Source organism: Lacticaseibacillus sp. 30 (assembly GCF_053819265.1).
The window spans coordinates 55,951-73,678 of sequence record NZ_JBSOQX010000007.1; the positions used below are offsets into that span (position 1 = coordinate 55,951).

Annotated in this window: 18 protein-coding genes; 16 read left to right on the plus strand and 2 right to left on the minus strand. The window is 48.1% G+C overall.

The annotated features are described in order from the left end of the window. Nucleotides 1-58: 58 nt before the first annotated feature. On the minus strand, nt 59-817 hold the full coding sequence (locus tag ACWPAB_RS06445; protein WP_003569944.1) for a flavodoxin family protein: 759 nt from the start codon (nt 815-817) through the stop codon (nt 59-61). Between the two features lie 260 nt (nt 818-1,077). On the opposite strand from ACWPAB_RS06445, the gene ACWPAB_RS06450 reads away from it, so the two are divergent. Next, complete coding sequence (locus tag ACWPAB_RS06450; protein WP_003569947.1) at nt 1,078-1,944, plus strand: VOC family protein; 867 nt, start codon at nt 1,078-1,080, stop codon at nt 1,942-1,944. 38 nt (nt 1,945-1,982) lie between these two features. Beyond that, nucleotides 1,983-2,990 (plus strand): serine hydrolase domain-containing protein, encoded by a 1,008-nt coding sequence (locus ACWPAB_RS06455; protein ID WP_003569949.1) that lies wholly within the window; start codon nt 1,983-1,985, stop codon nt 2,988-2,990. A 355-nt stretch (nt 2,991-3,345) separates the two neighbouring features. On the opposite strand, the gene ACWPAB_RS06460 is transcribed toward ACWPAB_RS06455, so the two are convergent. Beyond that, entirely contained in the window at nt 3,346-4,698 is a 1,353-nt protein-coding gene (locus ACWPAB_RS06460) for a Mur ligase family protein (protein ID WP_003578754.1), read from the minus strand. Between the two features lie 127 nt (nt 4,699-4,825). Between ACWPAB_RS06460 and ACWPAB_RS06465 the strand changes: the two genes are divergently transcribed. The 14 genes from ACWPAB_RS06465 to ACWPAB_RS06530 all read left to right on the plus strand — a co-directional run bounded on the left by ACWPAB_RS06465 (nt 4,826) and on the right by ACWPAB_RS06530 (nt 17,707). Next, entirely contained in the window at nt 4,826-5,416 is a 591-nt protein-coding gene (locus ACWPAB_RS06465; RefSeq protein ID WP_003569954.1) for a thymidine kinase, read from the plus strand. A gap of 97 nt (nt 5,417-5,513) precedes the next feature. Next, nucleotides 5,514-6,593, plus strand: coding sequence for a peptide chain release factor 1 (prfA, locus tag ACWPAB_RS06470; protein ID WP_003564946.1), 1,080 nt, complete (start codon nt 5,514-5,516; stop codon nt 6,591-6,593). Further along, the gene (gene prmC / locus ACWPAB_RS06475; RefSeq protein WP_003569956.1) at nt 6,586-7,416 is read left to right on the plus strand and encodes a peptide chain release factor N(5)-glutamine methyltransferase; all 831 of its coding nucleotides are present in this window, start codon (nt 6,586-6,588) and stop codon (nt 7,414-7,416) included. The genes prfA and prmC overlap by 8 nt, the downstream gene beginning before the upstream one ends. 97 nt (nt 7,417-7,513) lie before the next feature. Continuing rightward, the gene (locus tag ACWPAB_RS06480; protein WP_003569959.1) at nt 7,514-8,515 is read left to right on the plus strand and encodes an L-threonylcarbamoyladenylate synthase; all 1,002 of its coding nucleotides are present in this window, start codon (nt 7,514-7,516) and stop codon (nt 8,513-8,515) included. A 269-nt stretch (nt 8,516-8,784) separates the two neighbouring features. Further along, on the plus strand, nt 8,785-10,017 hold the full coding sequence (gene glyA, locus ACWPAB_RS06485) for a serine hydroxymethyltransferase (RefSeq protein ID WP_016382001.1): 1,233 nt from the start codon (nt 8,785-8,787) through the stop codon (nt 10,015-10,017). 160 nt (nt 10,018-10,177) lie between these two features. After that, complete coding sequence (upp, locus tag ACWPAB_RS06490) at nt 10,178-10,807, plus strand: uracil phosphoribosyltransferase (RefSeq protein ID WP_003564957.1); 630 nt, start codon at nt 10,178-10,180, stop codon at nt 10,805-10,807. 302 nt (nt 10,808-11,109) lie between these two features. Next, complete coding sequence (atpB, locus tag ACWPAB_RS06495) at nt 11,110-11,820, plus strand: F0F1 ATP synthase subunit A (protein WP_003564958.1); 711 nt, start codon at nt 11,110-11,112, stop codon at nt 11,818-11,820. 22 nt (nt 11,821-11,842) lie between these two features. Continuing rightward, nucleotides 11,843-12,055, plus strand: coding sequence for a F0F1 ATP synthase subunit C (gene atpE, locus ACWPAB_RS06500; RefSeq protein WP_003564959.1), 213 nt, complete (start codon nt 11,843-11,845; stop codon nt 12,053-12,055). A gap of 34 nt (nt 12,056-12,089) precedes the next feature. Beyond that, nucleotides 12,090-12,578: a F0F1 ATP synthase subunit B gene (gene atpF, locus ACWPAB_RS06505; RefSeq protein WP_003564960.1), complete on the plus strand. Its 489-nt coding sequence runs from the start codon at nt 12,090-12,092 to the stop codon at nt 12,576-12,578. Further along, entirely contained in the window at nt 12,565-13,110 is a 546-nt protein-coding gene (atpH, locus tag ACWPAB_RS06510) for an ATP synthase F1 subunit delta (RefSeq protein ID WP_003569964.1), read from the plus strand. The genes atpF and atpH overlap by 14 nt, the downstream gene beginning before the upstream one ends. A 25-nt stretch (nt 13,111-13,135) precedes the next feature. Next, complete coding sequence (gene atpA, locus ACWPAB_RS06515; RefSeq protein WP_003564962.1) at nt 13,136-14,665, plus strand: F0F1 ATP synthase subunit alpha; 1,530 nt, start codon at nt 13,136-13,138, stop codon at nt 14,663-14,665. An 11-nt stretch (nt 14,666-14,676) separates the two neighbouring features. Next, the gene (locus ACWPAB_RS06520) at nt 14,677-15,603 is read left to right on the plus strand and encodes a F0F1 ATP synthase subunit gamma (RefSeq protein WP_003564963.1); all 927 of its coding nucleotides are present in this window, start codon (nt 14,677-14,679) and stop codon (nt 15,601-15,603) included. A 191-nt stretch (nt 15,604-15,794) separates the two neighbouring features. After that, nucleotides 15,795-17,261 (plus strand): F0F1 ATP synthase subunit beta, encoded by a 1,467-nt coding sequence (gene atpD / locus ACWPAB_RS06525; RefSeq protein WP_003564972.1) that lies wholly within the window; start codon nt 15,795-15,797, stop codon nt 17,259-17,261. Nucleotides 17,262-17,275: 14 nt separating this feature from the next. Next, nucleotides 17,276-17,707, plus strand: coding sequence for a F0F1 ATP synthase subunit epsilon (locus ACWPAB_RS06530; protein ID WP_003564973.1), 432 nt, complete (start codon nt 17,276-17,278; stop codon nt 17,705-17,707). Nucleotides 17,708-17,728 lie beyond the last annotated feature (21 nt).

The window sequence follows — 17,728 nt, forward strand, 5'->3', positions numbered from 1 at the left end:
AATTGAAAATCAGTCGTCTTTTGTTTGGCAATGGTGAACGTTGAAACATCTTAACTTTTCAGCGCCGCTTGTGGCGCATGAAGGTCGCGTAGTGCAGTAGGCAGGCTAACAGAACAAAGAAGATTACCACGAAGCTGACATAGCGCCACCAGAAGTTGGTGGCGATGCCAGGTAAAAGTAACTGAATGCCCATCGTCGCCAGCGCCATCACAGCAATCATGCCGAATAATAAGAAGTATCGTTTCACGGTTTCATCATCCTTTTTCTTAAATGTGCCTAATTTTTCGCCGAGTTGGTGGGCTTGATTGACCTTTGCCAGTGGCAGTGAGGTCATCCCCCAAGTATGCGGTAAAACCAGTTCTGTTATTTTATGGACACCTGCTGCTGTCATGGCTTTGTCAATCGCAACCAAGGTCGCATCGGTTTGGTGCGTGAACGTATTGTCCAAGCCGGTGGCAAAACAACTGGTGACACTGACATAATGCTTGTCCTTAAATTGCCCAGGCAAGGTGTCACCTTTATGAGTCATTCGCGTCATGCGATGGCGCATACAGTCTAGCAGTTGCTTAAATTGACCAGCGACAGTGCCAAAATAGGTTGGTGTACCTAATACCCAAACATCAGCAGCTTTTAATTTGGCTGCGAGTTTATCCAGCGTTGGATTTGTGGTCTCAGGTTTGTCAGGATGAATTTGATATTGATTCAAATCGACAAACTCAGTTGTGGCGGGCGCTGCAACGCCGGCCAGGACTTCTTTGACTAAGCTGGCGGTGAGGCCATTAGCATCTTGACCACCGTATATCCCCAAAATTTTCATCAAATACTTGCGCCTTTCTATGTCATGTTTTTACATGACGTCACACTTAACTCTAAAAAACATTTGTGAATTTCGCAACTTAGTTTTGTTGAAGAAGCCGACTTTCGCGATGGCCAGCACTTTTTGAGTTGACTTGCGAATTGAATCACCAAATCAAGCGTTTTGTTGGCAAAAATTGAACCGAATCATTATGCTGTTCTCAGTTATGTAAACAGCGGGAGATGAACGCTGTTTGCGTGTTCAAGAAGGAGCAGATTAAAATGACAGGAATCATATTGCCAGAAGAGACGCGAGTGGATTTTGTCGCGCTTAAAGTGGCGAATTTGACGTTGGTGAGTCAATGGTATCAGCAGGTTGCGCGGTTAGATCTGCTACGGCAAAATGGGTCAACGATTTATTTAGGTACCCGGCTTAATCAACAGGTTTTAGTGGTGTTGCATCAAATTACAGGGCTGCAGGCACAACAGCCGGTGACTGGCTTGGATCATTTTGCCATTTTGTTACCGAATCCAGGTGCCTTAGGTTCGGCTTATCGCATTGTGGCTAAGGATCAAACTGTAATGACCGCCTTTCAGACAGGTTACCGGGAAGGCTTCATTGCCCATGATCCCGAAGGCAACGGGGTCGCTTTCACCATTGATCGCGCGATTGAACAGTATCAAGAAGAACGACAATATAACTGGGAAGACGAAACGCTTCAGTCGATTGACCCGGCAACCATTGGCAAACATGCCGCTCGGGAATATGATCGATTGCCATCTGGTACGACGATTGGTTATGTCCAATTTCGGGTGTCCGATTTACCAGCGACAAGTCATTATCTTGAACAGGGATTGGGTTTTCGCGAAAAGACTAGCCATGATCCAAATGAGGTTTTTTTAGCGGCAGGGGATTATCGGCACCACATTGGCATTAACTTAAGACTGGATGCTAAGTTGGCGTTGCCGACGCCGGATATGTATGGTTTGGATTATGTGAGTTTTATCTTGCCAGATCAGCACGCTATGGAAAACATTTTGATGAACCTTGATGCGGCAGGTTTAACGGATTACGATTATAATAAAGACAATCAATTTTTGATGATTGCTGGTCCTAATCGCCTAACGCTGTGGTTTCGGGTGGCGTGATTCGTGATAATGGTCAGTACATCAGAGAGAAGGCCAGCATGGATTTTCAAACAGTGACGGATGAACTGAAGACATGGACAAAAGCCCGGGTAATGCCGGGTTTTAGTGTGGCATTATTGACGGGTAAAACGGTGCAGACGGCGGTCAGTGGCGAAGCACAGTGGTTCCCGCAACCTGCGCCTTTGCAGCCGCATATGCTGTACGACGTGGCATCTTTGACGAAGGTGATAGGAACTACCACGGTGTTCTTGCAAGCATGGGACCAAGGCTTGGTTTCGCCGGATATGCCGCTACACCGATTCTTGCAAGATTTCCCACACACAACCACTTTTCGACAGGCACTCACGCATACTTCAGGACTGGAAGGCTATATTCCGCACCGTAATGCCTTGCCAGCCCCGGCGCTGAAACAGGCGTTGATGACGCAACTGACTGTTACCGAAGAAGTGGATCGTCAAGTGGTTTATCGCGACGTGAATTTGTTGCTGGTTGGCTGGGCTTTGGAACAGGTATATCATCAGCCAATTCAAACACTCATCACGCGGCAAGTGATACAGCCACTAGCCTTACCGCAAGCTACTTTTCAACCTGATTCACAACAATGCGTTCCAACAACGTATAGTCCGGCAGTCGGGTTGCGGCAAGGCGTTGTCCATGATCCCAAGAGCGCCATTCTTGGTAAGCATAGCGGTGCAGCTGGCTTATTTGCTTCGTTGGCCGATCTAGTAACTTTCACCGAATACTTTTTTGGCAACCGCCAATCAGCAAGCTGGCCCGCGCATGCGGCTGATCTCACACAGGATTGGACAAAGCATCACTTAGGCCGCAGTCTCGGATGGGACTTGCGGCGCGATGGTCAAGGCCGACTATGGCTTTATCATACTGGCTATACGGGCACTTTTTGGCTGATTCAACCTGATGATCAATTGGCATTGGTTGTCTTGACCAATCGGGTTCACCCCCAACCAAATCCGGCTTTTTTGGCAAAGCGGGATGCTTTGATAGCCCGATTTTTAAGTGATTTCAAAACAATGCCTGCTGTATAACTGATAAAGTTTTGGGACATGATTTATAGTTGCAAAAAAAGACGAGCGATTGTCCGTAGTATTTGGAGTACGGAAAACCGTTCGTCTTTCATTTTGTTATAGACAATCTGCTGTTGAATTTAAAGATCCCAGTGCTAAGGCGGAGCAATCTCCGGCCAGATGGGGCCCAGCTGTGCAAACAACACAGCGACTGATCTAGTTAGGCGACTTCGAAACCGGTTTTTGGGCTCGAAGCGCCGTCACTGCTCTAGCTACGCGTCGCCACCCCATCTGGCCGGAGATTGCGGCGTTTAGCACGGCAAAGGATTCTTTGCCTAGCATTCCTTCCCACACTGTCGTAGAAAGCATACGCGGCCTAAAAGCCTGCTTTGATGTACCCGCCATCGCTTAATTTCTTGCGTAGTTGCAACATTGCTGTATAGGTGGCCAGAACGTAAAGTTGATCTTGCGGGGAGCGTTTTAAGGTGCTGATGACATCATCAAGAGCTGGCTTGCTGACAAGCGCTTTTTCGGGCACACCTGCGACTGTAAGGCGTAAACCGATGTCCTTGTAGCGTTCGCCGCCGACCAAATAGCTGGCGGCCTTTTGACTGGCAACGAGTTCTTCAAAATTGCCGTCCCAAATCCAACTAGTATCAATGCCATCTGCATAATTGGCATTAAGCAGCATTGCAAAACCAAACGGCTGCTTGGCGGTTTCGATCATGCTGAGGACCTGGTTGAGGCCGACTGGGTTTTTAACCAAAATCAAGGTTAATTTTTTCTTGCCAAGTTGAATGACTTCTTGACGACCGAAGACCTTTTCGTCATAAGCAAAAGCTTGGCTGATTTCAGTCGGGGTAACACCGAACGCCCGGCCAACAGCAAAGGCGGCGAGCGCGTTGTAGATGTTATACATGCCACCGATGTCGATGTGGCATGGTTGATCATCAATCATGAAGTCGCTGCTTTGTGGGGTCATTTGGGTGACCTCGGTGATTTGATGGGTTAAAGCGGGGCGTTTGAAGCCGCAATGCGGACAAAAATAATTGCCCAAATTGGCGTAAGTTTGTGCATGGTAGTGCAGAATGTGCTGACATACCGGACATAAGACACCGTCCGTATTCGGCGGGGCTTTATGATCGCCATTTGCCGTGAGTTCAAAGCCATAGTAGGTGACTGGATTAGGCAGCTTTCGGGAGCTGAAAATCGGAGCGTCGCCATTAGCAATGACCATCGCTTCAGGATCGCGTGTCACACCGTCTAAAATTTTCTGATAGGTGGTATAAAATTCCCCATAACGGTCCATCTGGTCGCGGAAAATATTGGTGAGAACAAAGGCCTTGGGTTTTAACTGAGCGGCAACTGGTGCAACATTGGCCTCATCGACTTCGAGCACAGCGATACCGCGGCCATGACCGCGCTTCGGCTGGGCCAAAAAAGCTGTTGTGATACCTTGCAACATGTTGGAGCCAGTGGGGTTCGTTAAGACTTCTTTATATTTCTTTTTAAGCACCTTAACAATCAGGCTGGTGGTCAACGTCTTGCCATTTGTTCCAGTCACCACAATAACATCGTAGTTTTGACCGAGCGTCCGCAAGACTTGGGGATCAATTCGGTTGGCGATCTGGCCTGGTAGGCTCGACCCGCCTTTTAGAAATGTGTGTAAGAACCAGTAACTGCTGCGACCAATGGCAGTTGCCAGGCTAGCTTTTGCAGAAAATGCCACGGCGTTCTTCCTCTCAACTTAATGGGACTATTTTAGCATAAGTTGCAAGCAAACCGGCGGGCGTGGTGTTCTTTGCACAAAAAATCCGTTATACTGTGAGCTGTGATATTTGAGATGGAGGCGGCATATGGCCCAGCTTTTCTTTCGTTACGGTGCGATGAACTCCGGGAAAAGTATTGAAATCCTGAAGGTTGCGCATAACTATGAAGAACAAAATAAACGCGTCATTTTGATGACAAGTGCCGTGGATGATCGTGCCGGCGTCGGTATGATTGCCAGTCGAATCGGCTTAGAACGCACGGCAATTCCGATTACACACGAAACTAACCTTTACGACATCATCAAGGCAACTGATCCTAAGGCAGCCTGTGTGTTGATCGATGAGGCGCAGTTCCTGCAGAAACATCACATTTTTGAAGCAGCACGTGTGGTTGATGAATTACATATTCCAGTCATGGCGTTCGGTTTGAAAAATGATTTCCGCAATGAGCTGTTTGAAGGTTCAAAATATTTATTACTCTATGCGGACAAAATTGAAGAAATGAAAACGATCTGCTGGTTTTGTGCCAAAAAAGCGATCATGAATTTACGGATTCATGATGGCCAGCCAGTTTACGAAGGCAAACAAGTACTGATTGGTGGGAATGAGTCGTATTATCCAGTTTGCCGACATCATTATTTTCATCCGCCATTGAAGCAGATTGACCCCGCCGATTAAATTTTAAATGGCGCTTGACGATAAGTGCCCGCACTGGCGCGTTTAGCGACTAGGCGTGTCGATTGTGACGCCGGTAAATGCATTTTTAGGAGGAAACATGGATAAGATTTTTGAACAGTTGGATGGTCTGCTGGACCGTTATGAAGAACTTCAGGAGCTGATGTCAGACCCTGAAGTGATTAGCGATACAAAGCGTTATCTTGCCTTGTCCAAAGAAGAAGGCGGCATGCGGGATGTTGTCGCCGCTTACAAGAAATATAAGCAAGTGCTTTCAGATATTAAAGAAAGTGAAGAAGTTCTGCGGGAAAGCAAAGACGACGACATGGAAGCTTTGGCCAAAGAAGACCTCGAAGACTTGCAGAAGCAAAAGGCTGACCTTGAAGATCAAATCAAGGTACTGATGCTGCCCAAGGATCCTAACGACGATAAAAATATCATTATGGAAATTCGTGGTGCAGCAGGTGGCGACGAAGCCAGTCTTTTTGCTGGCGATTTGTTGAATATGTATATGCATTACGCTGAGCGCCAAGGCTGGAAGACCGAGATCATTGACGCAACTCCTACTGAAGTCGGCGGGTACAAAGAGGTTGTGGTCATGATTACTGGGGACAACGTCTACTCCAAGCTTAAGTATGAAAATGGGGCGCATCGTGTGCAGCGCGTTCCAGTGACTGAAAGTGCTGGCCGCGTGCATACCAGCACTGCAACGGTTGGTGTGATGCCAGAGTACGATGAAGTTGATCTAAAAATTGATCCAAAAGATATTCGGACAGATGTTTATCGGTCATCAGGCGCCGGTGGTCAGCACGTCAATAAAACCAGTTCGGCCGTGCGGATGACCCATATTCCGAGTGGCATTGTGGTCTCAATGCAAGATGAACGTAGTCAGCAGGAAAACCGGGCCCGCGCAATGCAGATTCTGCGTTCGCGTGTTTACGATTATTATGAAACCCAGAATCAGGAAAAATATGATCAGAATCGGAAGAATGCGATTGGGACTGGTGATCGGTCGGAACGAATCAGAACTTACAACTACCCGCAAAACCGGGTTACTGATCATCGAATTGGGTTAACACTCAACAAGTTGGATCGTATCATGAATGGCGAACTGGACGAAATTATCGATGCGTTGATCGTTCACGATCAGGCACAAAAGATGGAATCGCTCAATGTCTAAAACGTATGCCGAGGCGCTCAAGTGGGCGTCTTTGTTGTTGACCAAGGACGGGATTGATCCTGACGGTGCGCGGTATGTCTTGATGACACGCGCGGACTTCACTCCAAGTCAATTGATTTTGCATCGTCAAGATCTGATGCCTGAAACACGTTGGCAGCAATTTCAACAGGATGTCGAACGCTTGCGTCAGTTTGAGCCGGCCCAATACATTGTCGGGGTAGCCCCTTTTTTTGGTGAGTTGTTTAAGGTCACACCAGCAGTTTTAATTCCGCGATTTGAAACTGAGGAGCTTGTGGCTTGGGTCGCTGAAGAGCAACGGACAGCACAAACTGGCTTGGATCTTGGTACTGGCAGCGGGGCGATTGGCTTAACCTTAGCCCGCAAGTTGCCGCAAACAACGATGACCTTGAGCGATGTTTCACCAGAAGCACTTGCGGTCGCTAAGCAAAATGCTAAGGAACAGCAGGTGGCAGTTCAGTTTACGGTGAGTGACTTGTTTGCAGCCCTACCAGCACGGTATGACTTTGTTGTGACAAATTTGCCTTATATCGCCCCAGAAGAGACGCCTGTGATGGATCAAAGCACGCTGCGTTATGAACCTAAGTTAGCATTATTTGCAGGGCATCATGGCCTCGCCGTTTTTGAGCAGTTTGTTGCAGCGTTGCCTCAGCACTTAACAGCTGGCGGGGCGGCATACTTAGAATTCGGTTATCGCCAAGAGCCGGCATTGCGCGAACTTTTTGCTAAGCAACTGCCACAGGCGCAGGTGACTTTTCGACGCGATATGGCAGATCATCCTCGTATGGCCAAGCTGCAATTCTGAAGGTTAAAACACATGGTGTGACCCTTGAACCGATCTGCTACAATTTTTCTACTGAGTTTGAGCTATTTTAAAAAGAACATGATTTGGAGGCAACATCTTGTCAAAACGTTATCACGAATCTGATATTCCGGAAGCTGCGGCTGCGCTGAAGCGTGGTGAGTTGGTGGCCTTTCCCACCGAGACTGTTTATGGTCTCGGGGCGGATGCGACCAATGTGACGGCCGTTGGAAAAGTTTATGCTGCTAAAGGGCGACCGTCTGATAATCCCTTAATCGTAACGGTTGCCGACGCCGATATGGTCGGACAATATGCCACGATTACCCCGCTTGCAGCAAAGCTGATGCAGGCTTTTTGGCCGGGGCCACTGACAATTATTCTGAATATTTTGCCAGGTCGGCTGTCCATGAAGGTGACTGGTGGCTTGCAGACAGCTGCCTTCCGAAATCCCGATAACGCGTTAACACGCAAATTGATTGCGACAGCCGGCGTACCCATTGTCGGTCCATCAGCCAATACTTCGGGCAAGCCGAGTCCAACAACTGCTGACCATGTGTTGCATGATCTTGACGGCAAAATTGCCGGTGTACTCGATGACGGGCCAACTCAAGTCGGTGTTGAATCAGCAATCATTGATCTCACGGTCACGCCACCAGCTATTTTGCGGCCGGGAGCCATTGGACCCGATGAACTTGAACCGTTAATCGGACACGTTGATACGGCAGCACATCATGTTGGCCAAAACGAAGCACCTAAGGCTCCAGGAATGAAATACAAGCATTATGCACCAGCTGCGCAAGTAGTTGTTGTTGATGATCCAGCCCAATTTTCGGCAGCGGTCACTTGGGCTAAACAAACTGGTCAAGTGTTTGGCCTGTTGGCAACTGATGCAATTTTGGCTCAGTATCCGACGATACCAAGCTATTCACTTGGGAAGGATGTTCAAAGCGCTGCCCACGCTTTATTTGCCGGGTTACGGTGGTTTGATTTACATCCCGATGTCACGCTGGTCTTAGCACAAGCTTTTTCAAAAACTGAATTAAGTGCTGCTTACATGAATCGGCTGTTGAAATCGGCTGGCGATATGCATTTTCAAGGATAGTCACGGCGAATCATAGCGCTAACCGTTTATGAGTGCTGGACTATCGAGGACTCAAGTTTAGCCGTCGTGCTGAATCGTTATCTTGGATGATGGCAGCTGTTTAAACGAGACAGAACGCCAACATTCAGCTACAAATAAGTAGATTTTCTAGCAGACCCACGATGATTTGCTATAATGAGACCAACTGACAGAGCCTTTGTGAGTTGGTTGTTCTAATAAAAGCAAATGCAACGGGTGTTTTTGTGGCGCATTTTAAAGGAGGAACTTGCATGGATTTCATGGCACAAGATCCAGAAGTTTTCGGTGCAATTCATAACGAAGAGGAACGACAAGAACATAATATTGAACTTATCGCTTCAGAAAACATTGTTTCCCCAGCGGTTCGGGCGGCACAAGGGTCAGTGCTGACGAATAAGTATTCTGAAGGTTATCCTGGCCATCGTTATTATGGTGGTAATCAATACATTGATGTGGTTGAGAATCTCGCCATTGATCGCGCTAAAAAATTGTTTGGGGCCGAATTTGCAAATGTACAGCCGCATTCCGGTTCACAGGCAAATATGGCCACGTATCGCGCCTTTTTAGAAGATGGCGATAAAGTGCTGGCAATGGATCTAACCGATGGCGGCCATCTGACTTACGGCAGCCCAGTTAGTTTTAGTGGTCAGGAATATCATTTCTACCATTATGGTTTGGATCCGAAGACAGAACAGCTAAATTACACCAAGATTCGTGAGCAGGCTGAACAGGTGCAACCGCGAATGATTGTTGCGGGGGCTTCGGCTTATAGCCGCGAGATTGATTTCAAAAAATTCCGCGAAATTGCCGATCATGTTGGGGCCTTTTTGATGGTCGACATGGCGCATATTGCGGGGTTGGTTGCCGCGGGTTTGCATATGAATCCGGTACCTTACGCCGATGTGGTCACAACAACGACGCATAAAACGCTGCGCGGCCCCCGTGGCGGCTTGATCCTTGCTAAGGCGCAATACGGCAAGGCCATTAATTCAGCACTTTTCCCCGGTATTCAAGGCGGGCCGCTTGATCACGTGGTTGCAGCAAAAGCAGTTGCATTAGGCGAAGCGTTGCAGCCATCTTTTAAAACATATGCTCAGCATATTCTGGATAACATGCAGGCGATGGTGAGTGGTTTTGAAGAAGATCCGCATTTGCGGTTGATTTCTGGTGGTTCTGATAACCACATGGTCTTGATTGATGTAACGGGTTATGGCGTAAATGGTCGCCAAGTTCAAGATTTACTGGATGAAGTTGGTATCACGACTAACAAAAATCAAATTCCAGGAGAGCAGAATGGCCCGTTTAAAACCAGCGGTATCCGAGTAGGTACGGCTGCCATTACCACTCGCGGCTTTACAGCAGATGAGAGCAAACGAGTTGGCGAATTGATCAGTGCCGCGATTGCCCAGCGTGATGATCAGCCAGCTTTGGACCAGATTCATCAAGAAGTGCTTGCACTGACAGCCCGTCATCCTTTATCATAGTTAGGGTTTGCAAACAAATGATTATCAAAGAAAACGTGATTGACTTCTTTTGAAACCGGTCTATCAGAGGGCTTAGGACGTGATGTTCACGGTAGCACATGGCGGCTAAGACTTTTATATAGCGGTTTCTAGGATGAAGAATGCGTTTAGGAGGCGCCAAATGGGCAAATTTACAGTTTTGAATCACCCGTTGATTCAGCATAAGCTGACCCTGATTCGGGACAAGCATGCTGGAACCAAGGAGTTCCGCGAAATCGCCAATGAAATCGCGGAATTAATGGTGTATGAAATCACACGGGATCTGCCGCTTGAAAGTATCGAAATTGAGACACCGATGGGTAAAACTATCCAAAAACAGCTTGCTGGCAAGAAGCTTGCGGTTGTCCCAATTTTGCGCGCGGGTTTAGGGATGGTTGATGGTGTTTTGCGCCTGATTCCAGCCGCAAAAGTCGGTCACATTGGCATGTATCGCGATGAGAAGACCCTTAAACCGCATGAATACTTTGTTAAAATGCCGCCGGATATTGAACAACGGGATTTGATCATTGTCGATCCAATGCTGGCAACTGGCGGATCAGCTAACATGGCCATTGAGGCACTCAAGAAGCGCGGTGCCACATCAATGCGGCTAGTTGTCTTGGTGGCAGCGCCGGAGGGTGTTAAAGCCGTCCAGGCGGCCAATCCAGATGTCGATATCTATGCGGCAGCGTTAGATGATCATTTGAACGAAAATGGCTATATTGTGCCGGGTCTTGGAGATGCAGGCGACAGACTTTTTGGGACAAAATGACATTCTTTGGCATGTGTAAAAGCACGTGCCTTTTTCATATTTCTTCAAAAGAATTTTCATAGCCGCAAAAATAGGTGGTCAAAAGCCGCCCAAAGCCATGAAAACACTGATGAAAAAGCCGCTATGGCGGCAAAAGTTTCTGCTTTCATTGCTTTGTCTTTTAGGTGAAATGGTGTTAGAGTAATGATTGTGTTTCAGGGGTCTGCCCTAGTAAACAACGATTATCGAAGTCTCCGCAATCGTGCATCATCATTTTGATGATACAAATGATATGACGTCACTTCAGTAAGGAGGTGAATTCTGTGAACGAACAATATCCCTCGATCAAGCTTTTTGGCTTAAGCTTTAACCTGACGAATGACATCGGCGTTTTGGTTTCGGCAGTTCTGGTATTCTTACTGGTATTCTGGCTGTCTCGCAACCTTAAGATGCGGCCAGGCGGCAAGCAGAATGTGCTGGAATGGATCATGGACTTTACGAACGGTATCGTCAAAGGTACCATGCCTGGTTCGGAGCGTTATACTTTTAATTTATTTGCGTTTACGCTCTTCTTATTTATTTTCATTAGTAACCAAATTGGGTTATTCATTGAAGTCGATATCGGCAAAGACACTTGGTTCCGTTCTGCGACCGCGTCGCCTGTCATCACGATGACGTTGGCCATGATGGTACTGGTCCTCTCGCATTACTTCGGGGTTGTCTTCAAGGGTTTCAAAGGATATCTCAAGGGGTATGCGTCACCGGTCGCAATCCTGCTTCCGATCAACCTGCTTGAAGAGTTTACAAATTTCATTACACTCTCCATGCGGCTGTATGGGAATATTTTCGCCGGCGAAGTCTTAGTCCTGCTCATCAGGCAGTTTGCTTTCTCAGGCGGGGCCGTCAGCTTCGTCTCCGGATTCTTGCTTGAGGTTCTGTGGCAAGGGTTCTCAGTCTTCATTGGTAGTATTCAAGCGTACGTTTTTGTCACGCTTGGGATGGTTTACACATCACACAAAATTGTGTCCGAGTAACTAAATTAGGAGGAAATTTCTTATGCAATTCATCGCTGCATCAATCGCCGCCGGCATCGCTGCCTTCGGTGCTTCAATCGGTAACGGGATGGTTATCAGCAAAACCCTCGAAGGTATGGCTCGTCAGCCGGAAATGGCTGGGACACTTCGTGGGACTATGTTCATCGGTGTTGGCTTGATTGAAGCCGTTCCGATCTTGTCTGTCGTTGTTGCCTTCATGTTGATGAGTCGTTAATCTGGTTCATCAATAAAGAAGGGAGTGGCAAAAAATGACTTTAGGTGACACACTCTTCACACTAGTCACATTTCTGGTTCTGATGCTAGCCGTCGGGAAAGTGGCCTGGAAGCCAGTTTCGAAAATGATGGCGGATCGTCAGCAGAAAATTTCCGGAGATCTGGATTATGCTGAAAAGTCACGCAAAGACGCAGATGCTTTAGCAGCTAAACGTCAAGAAGAACTGCAACACTCCCAAGCCGATGCCGTTAAGATCGTGAATCAAGCCAAGGAAAATGGCGAGAAACAGCGGCAATCATTGGTCGACGCTGCCAACGCAGAAGTCACCACGATGAAGAAGAATGCGCAAACCGACATTGATCAAGCACGTAAAGATGCTTTGGCCAGTGCCAAAAATGATGTGGCAGACCTAAGTTTGACCATCGCGCAAAAACTGATCGGTAAGGAACTCAATGCAGACGATCAAAAAGGTTTGATCGATGACTATATTAAACGGTTAGGTGATGCAAATGGCAGTCACTAATCAGATGGTCGCACCCCGCTATGCCAAAGCTTTATTGGAAGCGGCAAAAGATCAAAATCAGGTGGAGACGGTCCATGAAGAGTTACAAGCGCTACAGTCTGTCTTTAACGACAACCCAACGATCTTGACTATTTTTGATAACGCTCGAATCACGGCAGCTGATAAGGACGCCTTGATGACAACCTTAACCAAGGATGCTAGCCCGCTGGTCGCTAACTTGTTGAAGTTAACCCAGCAATATGGGCGATTCGGAGCATTACCAGCCATCATCAGCGCGTTTAACCAAGCGTACGATGAGGAAGCCGGGATTATTGCGGCGACTGTGACGACTGCAGTTGCTTTGTCAGCAGATCAAGCTGATGCTTTGCGCAGTACCATTGCTGCGCGTTTTGGCATGAAATCGACCCAACTGGATCAAGTCGTTGATCCAAGCGTCATCGGCGGTGTGCGAATTCAAGCACGCGGTTCGGTTATCGATGGTACGGTCAAGCACCGTTTCGATAAGATGAAAGCTGCACTGCTGGCAGACTAATGAGTAAGTAAAAGAGGTGAACCGGATGAGCATCAAGACTGAGGAAATCAGTTCTCTGATCAAAAAACAACTTGAAGGATATCAGGACGATTTGGCGGCTGAAGAAGTCGGCACTGTGACTTACATCGGTGATGGGATCGCACGTGCGACTGGGCTGGAAAATGCCATGGCCAACGAATTGCTCCAATTTAGCAACGGCTCATACGGGATGGCGTTAAACCTTGAAACGAACGATGTCGGGATCATTATCTTAGGTGACTTCGATGAGATTCGCGAAGGCGACCAAGTGAAACGCACTGGCCGAATCATGGAAGTTCCTGTCGGGGATGCCATGATCGGGCGAGTTGTCAATTCTTTGGGTCAGCCGGTCGACGGTTTAGGCGCGATTAAGACGGATAAAACCCGTCCGATCGAGTTTAAGGCGCCAGGTGTTATGCAACGCAAATCCGTATCAGAACCGTTACAAACCGGTTTGAAAGCGATTGACGCGCTGGTACCGATTGGCCGTGGTCAGCGTGAGTTGATCATTGGTGACCGGAAAACCGGGAAAACATCAATTGCGATTGATACCATTTTGAACCAAAAAGATCAAAACATGATCTGTGTGTACGTTGCGATTGGGCAAAAGGACAGTACGGTTCGAGCTCAAGTTGAAACGTTGAAAAAATATGGTGCGATGGATTATACCATCGTGCTGACTGCTGGCCCATCTGAACCTGCACCAATGCTGTATATCGCGCCTTATGCCGGTGCAGCGATGGGTGAAGAGTTCATGTATAACGGCAAGCACGTCTTGATCGTGTATGATGATTTGAGCAAACAGGCAACCTCATATCGTGAGCTGTCCTTGCTGCTCCGTCGTCCGCCTGGTCGTGAAGCCTATCCTGGGGATATTTTCTATACCCACAGTCGCTTGTTGGAACGTGCTGCTAAATTGAGTGATAAACTCGGCGGCGGTTCTATGACGGCGTTGCCGGTTATTGAAACTCAGGCAGGCGATATTTCCGCGTACATCCCGACTAACGTTATTTCTATCACGGATGGTCAGATCTTCTTACAAAGCGATCTGTTCTATGCGGGTACACGTCCAGCCATTGATGCTGGTGCTTCTGTTTCCCGTGTTGGTGGTGATGCGCAGGTCAAGGCGATGAAGAAAGTTGCCGGGACATTGCGGTTGGATCTGGCATCCTTCCGTGAACTGGAAGCCTTCACGCAATTTGGTTCTGATTTGGATGCAGCAACGCAAGCTAAGTTGAATCGTGGTCGCCGAACGGTTGAAGTGCTGAAGCAGCCTGTTCACAAACCGTTACCGGTTGAAAAGCAGGTTATCATTCTTTACGCATTAACCCATGGCTTCCTTGATCCAATTCCGATTGAAGACATTACTCGCTTCCAAGATGAACTTTTTGATTTCTTCGATAGCAATGCAGCTGATTTGCTCAAGCAGATTCGTGACACCGGTAATTTACCGGATACCGATAAACTTGATGCACAAATCAAGGCTTTTGCCGGCGGATTCCAAACGAGTAAACAACTTGCTGCAGCGAAAGACTAAGGAGGTGCCGCATGGCTGAATCATTAATGGACATTAAGCGCAAGATCGCATCGACCAAGAAAACCGGTCAGATCACGCAAGCCATGCAGATGGTTTCTGGGGCCAAGTTAAGTCAGATCGAAAAGCGGGCTAAAAAGTATCAGATTTATTCTGATAAGGTTCGCCAGATTGTGACCCATTTGGCTGCTGGGCAGCTTCTTGAGTTAGCCAACGCTGCAGAAAGTGATACCGATTCGGGCGACAAGAGTCAGGTCATCTCCGTTGCTAGCCTGCTTCAGAAGCGGCCGGTGAAGAAAACCGGCTATCTCGTGATCACAAGTGATCGCGGGCTGGTTGGCAGTTACAACAGCACGGTTTTAAAAGCCATGATGCAGATGATCAAAGATGACCATGAAAGTCCTGACGATTACGTCATGATGGCCATCGGCGGTGTCGGTGCTGATTTTTTCAAAGCGCGCGGCCTAAATCTGGCTTATGAATATCGCGGTGTTTCTGACATTCCGACTTTTAATGAAGTTCGGGAAATCGTAAAAACAGCTGTGACGATGTTTGACAATGGTGTGTTTGATGAACTTTACGTTTGTTACAACCATCACGTCAACACTTTGACCTCTGCTTTCCGTGCAGAGAAAATGTTGCCGATCAGTGATTTGGATGTCAGTGAAGTGGCCGATACCAATGTTGAGTATCTGATTGAACCAGATCTTGACTCGGTTTTGGAATCAGTTTTGCCGCAATATGCGGAAAGTCTGATTTTCGGCGCGATTATGGATGCCAAAACGGCTGAACATGCCGCTTCGACCACTGCTATGCGTAGCGCAACTGATAATGCCAATGACCTGATCTCACATCTGTCGACCCAATATAACCGGGCCCGACAAGCTGCGATCACCACTGAGATCACTGAGATCGTCGGTGGTGCGGCAGCACTAGAATAATCACGCGCTCGCTGGTGCTGGTTCTTAAACACACCAGCTCGGTGCTCATCATAACGCGCTCGCTGACGCAGGAACCTGCGTGTAAGGACCTTGGCCGCAATGACCAAAGTGCGGTCATCCCAGCCAAGGCCGCTTACACTTCGGTTCCTAAACGCGTCAGCTCGCGCTCAATTTACAACAGGAGGACGAAAATGCCAAATTCAACTGGTAAAATCGCGCAAGTGATCGGTCCTGTTGTCGACGTAGCCTTCCCAATCAATGGCGATCTGCCAGAAATCAATAACGCCTTGACCGTTGCCAAGAAGGATGGCTCCCAGCTTGTGCTGGAAGTTGCCTTGGAACTTGGTGATGGCGTGATGCGGACTATTGCGATGGATTCCACCGATGGTCTGCAACGCAACATGGCGGTTCAAGATACTGGCGGTCCGATCTCAGTCCCTGTCGGAAAAGACACACTGGGTCGGGTGTTCAATGTGTTGGGCGACCCCATCGATGGCGGTGAAGCCTTTGGACCGGATCATCGGCGCGACAGCATCCATCGTGATGCGCCAAAATTCGAAGATTTGAATACCAGTTCAGAAATCTTGGAAACTGGCATCAAAGTCATCGATTTGCTCGAACCTTACCTGCGTGGTGGGAAGGTCGGACTCTTCGGCGGTGCTGGTGTCGGCAAAACCGTTTTGATTCAGGAACTGATTCATAATATTGCCGAGGAACACGGCGGCATCTCCGTTTTCACTGGGGTCGGCGAACGAACCCGTGAAGGGAACGACCTTTACTTCGAAATGAAGGAAAGTGGCGTTCTGGAGAATACAGCCATGGTCTTTGGTCAGATGAACGAGCCGCCTGGTGCCCGGATGCGGGTTGCCTTGACCGGATTGACGATCGCGGAATACTTCCGTGATGTTGAAGGTCAGGATGTCCTGCTGTTTATCGACAACATTTTCCGGTTCACTCAGGCCGGTTCCGAAGTTTCTGCTTTACTTGGCCGGATTCCATCAGCTGTTGGTTATCAGCCAACGCTGGCAACAGAAATGGGTCAGTTGCAGGAACGGATTACATCGACTAAAAAAGGTTCAGTTACATCGATTCAGGCAATTTATGTGCCTGCTGATGACTACACTGACCCTGCGCCGGCAACGACTTTTGCGCATTTGGATGCAACGACCAACTTGGAACGGCGTCTGACTGAGCAAGGGATTTATCCTGCCGTTGATCCGCTGGAATCATCTTCTAGTGCATTGACGCCGGAAATTGTCGGTGATGAACATTATAAAGTCGCTACCGAAGTGCAACAAGTTTTGCAGCGGTATCGTGAGTTACAAGATATCATCTCTATTTTGGGGATGGATGAATTGTCTGATGAAGAAAAGGTCGTTGTGGCCCGTGCTCGCCGGATTCAGTTCTTCTTGTCACAAAACTTTAACGTTGCGGAACGGTTCACTGGCCAGCCAGGTTCATATGTGCCGGTTGAAGAAACGGTTAAAGGCTTTAAAGCTATCTTGGATGGCAAATACGACGATTACCCTGAAGATGCCTTCCGTTCGGTCGGTCGCATCGAAGAAGTTGTCGAAAAGGCTAAGAAGATGGGCTTTGCTCCTGACGATCAGAATACGGATGCTGACGAAAAGCCGGCTGCACAAGCTGCAGCTAACTAAGGAGGCGACGCGTTTTGGCTGAAACGAGCAACGTTCTTCGGGTCAACATCGTGACGCCTGATGGGTTAGTATACGATCATCACGCCAGGATGCTAGTTGTTCATTCTGTCGCAGGCGAATTGGGTATTATGGCTAATCACGAACCAATCGTGACACCACTTGAGATCGGTGAGGTTGACGTGCAACGTGTTGACGCCAGTGATCACAACGATTCAATTGCCGTTAACGGCGGTTTTATGGAAGTATCAGAAAATGTTGCTTCCATCGTCGCCGATTCTGCCGAGCGTGAGCGTGATATTGATCTCAGTCGTGCGCAAGCTGCGCGCGATCGTGCTCAAAAGCGCATTGCTCAAGCAAAGAATGATCATAATCAAGACGATCTTCGGCGGGCACAAGTCGCACTGCGACGGGCCATCAACCGAATTAACGTCAAGACCAGTCATTAAACATGAAAAGCAGTTCTCTCC

What these genes read in the sequence shown, in the direction of transcription:
- ACWPAB_RS06445 (WP_003569944.1), bottom strand. Translation starts at nt 817, where the DNA reads ATGAAAATTTTGGGGATATACGGTGGTCAAGATGCTAATGGCCTCACC.
- ACWPAB_RS06450 (WP_003569947.1), top strand. Translation starts at nt 1,078, where the DNA reads ATGACAGGAATCATATTGCCAGAAGAGACGCGAGTGGATTTTGTCGCG.
- ACWPAB_RS06455 (WP_003569949.1), top strand. Translation starts at nt 1,983, where the DNA reads ATGGATTTTCAAACAGTGACGGATGAACTGAAGACATGGACAAAAGCC.
- ACWPAB_RS06465 (WP_003569954.1), top strand. Translation starts at nt 4,826, where the DNA reads ATGGCCCAGCTTTTCTTTCGTTACGGTGCGATGAACTCCGGGAAAAGT.
- prfA (WP_003564946.1), top strand. Translation starts at nt 5,514, where the DNA reads ATGGATAAGATTTTTGAACAGTTGGATGGTCTGCTGGACCGTTATGAA.
- prmC (WP_003569956.1), top strand. Translation starts at nt 6,586, where the DNA reads ATGTCTAAAACGTATGCCGAGGCGCTCAAGTGGGCGTCTTTGTTGTTG.
- glyA (WP_016382001.1), top strand. Translation starts at nt 8,785, where the DNA reads ATGGATTTCATGGCACAAGATCCAGAAGTTTTCGGTGCAATTCATAAC.
- upp (WP_003564957.1), top strand. Translation starts at nt 10,178, where the DNA reads ATGGGCAAATTTACAGTTTTGAATCACCCGTTGATTCAGCATAAGCTG.
- atpE (WP_003564959.1), top strand. Translation starts at nt 11,843, where the DNA reads ATGCAATTCATCGCTGCATCAATCGCCGCCGGCATCGCTGCCTTCGGT.
- atpF (WP_003564960.1), top strand. Translation starts at nt 12,090, where the DNA reads ATGACTTTAGGTGACACACTCTTCACACTAGTCACATTTCTGGTTCTG.
- atpH (WP_003569964.1), top strand. Translation starts at nt 12,565, where the DNA reads ATGGCAGTCACTAATCAGATGGTCGCACCCCGCTATGCCAAAGCTTTA.
- atpA (WP_003564962.1), top strand. Translation starts at nt 13,136, where the DNA reads ATGAGCATCAAGACTGAGGAAATCAGTTCTCTGATCAAAAAACAACTT.
- ACWPAB_RS06520 (WP_003564963.1), top strand. Translation starts at nt 14,677, where the DNA reads ATGGCTGAATCATTAATGGACATTAAGCGCAAGATCGCATCGACCAAG.
- atpD (WP_003564972.1), top strand. Translation starts at nt 15,795, where the DNA reads ATGCCAAATTCAACTGGTAAAATCGCGCAAGTGATCGGTCCTGTTGTC.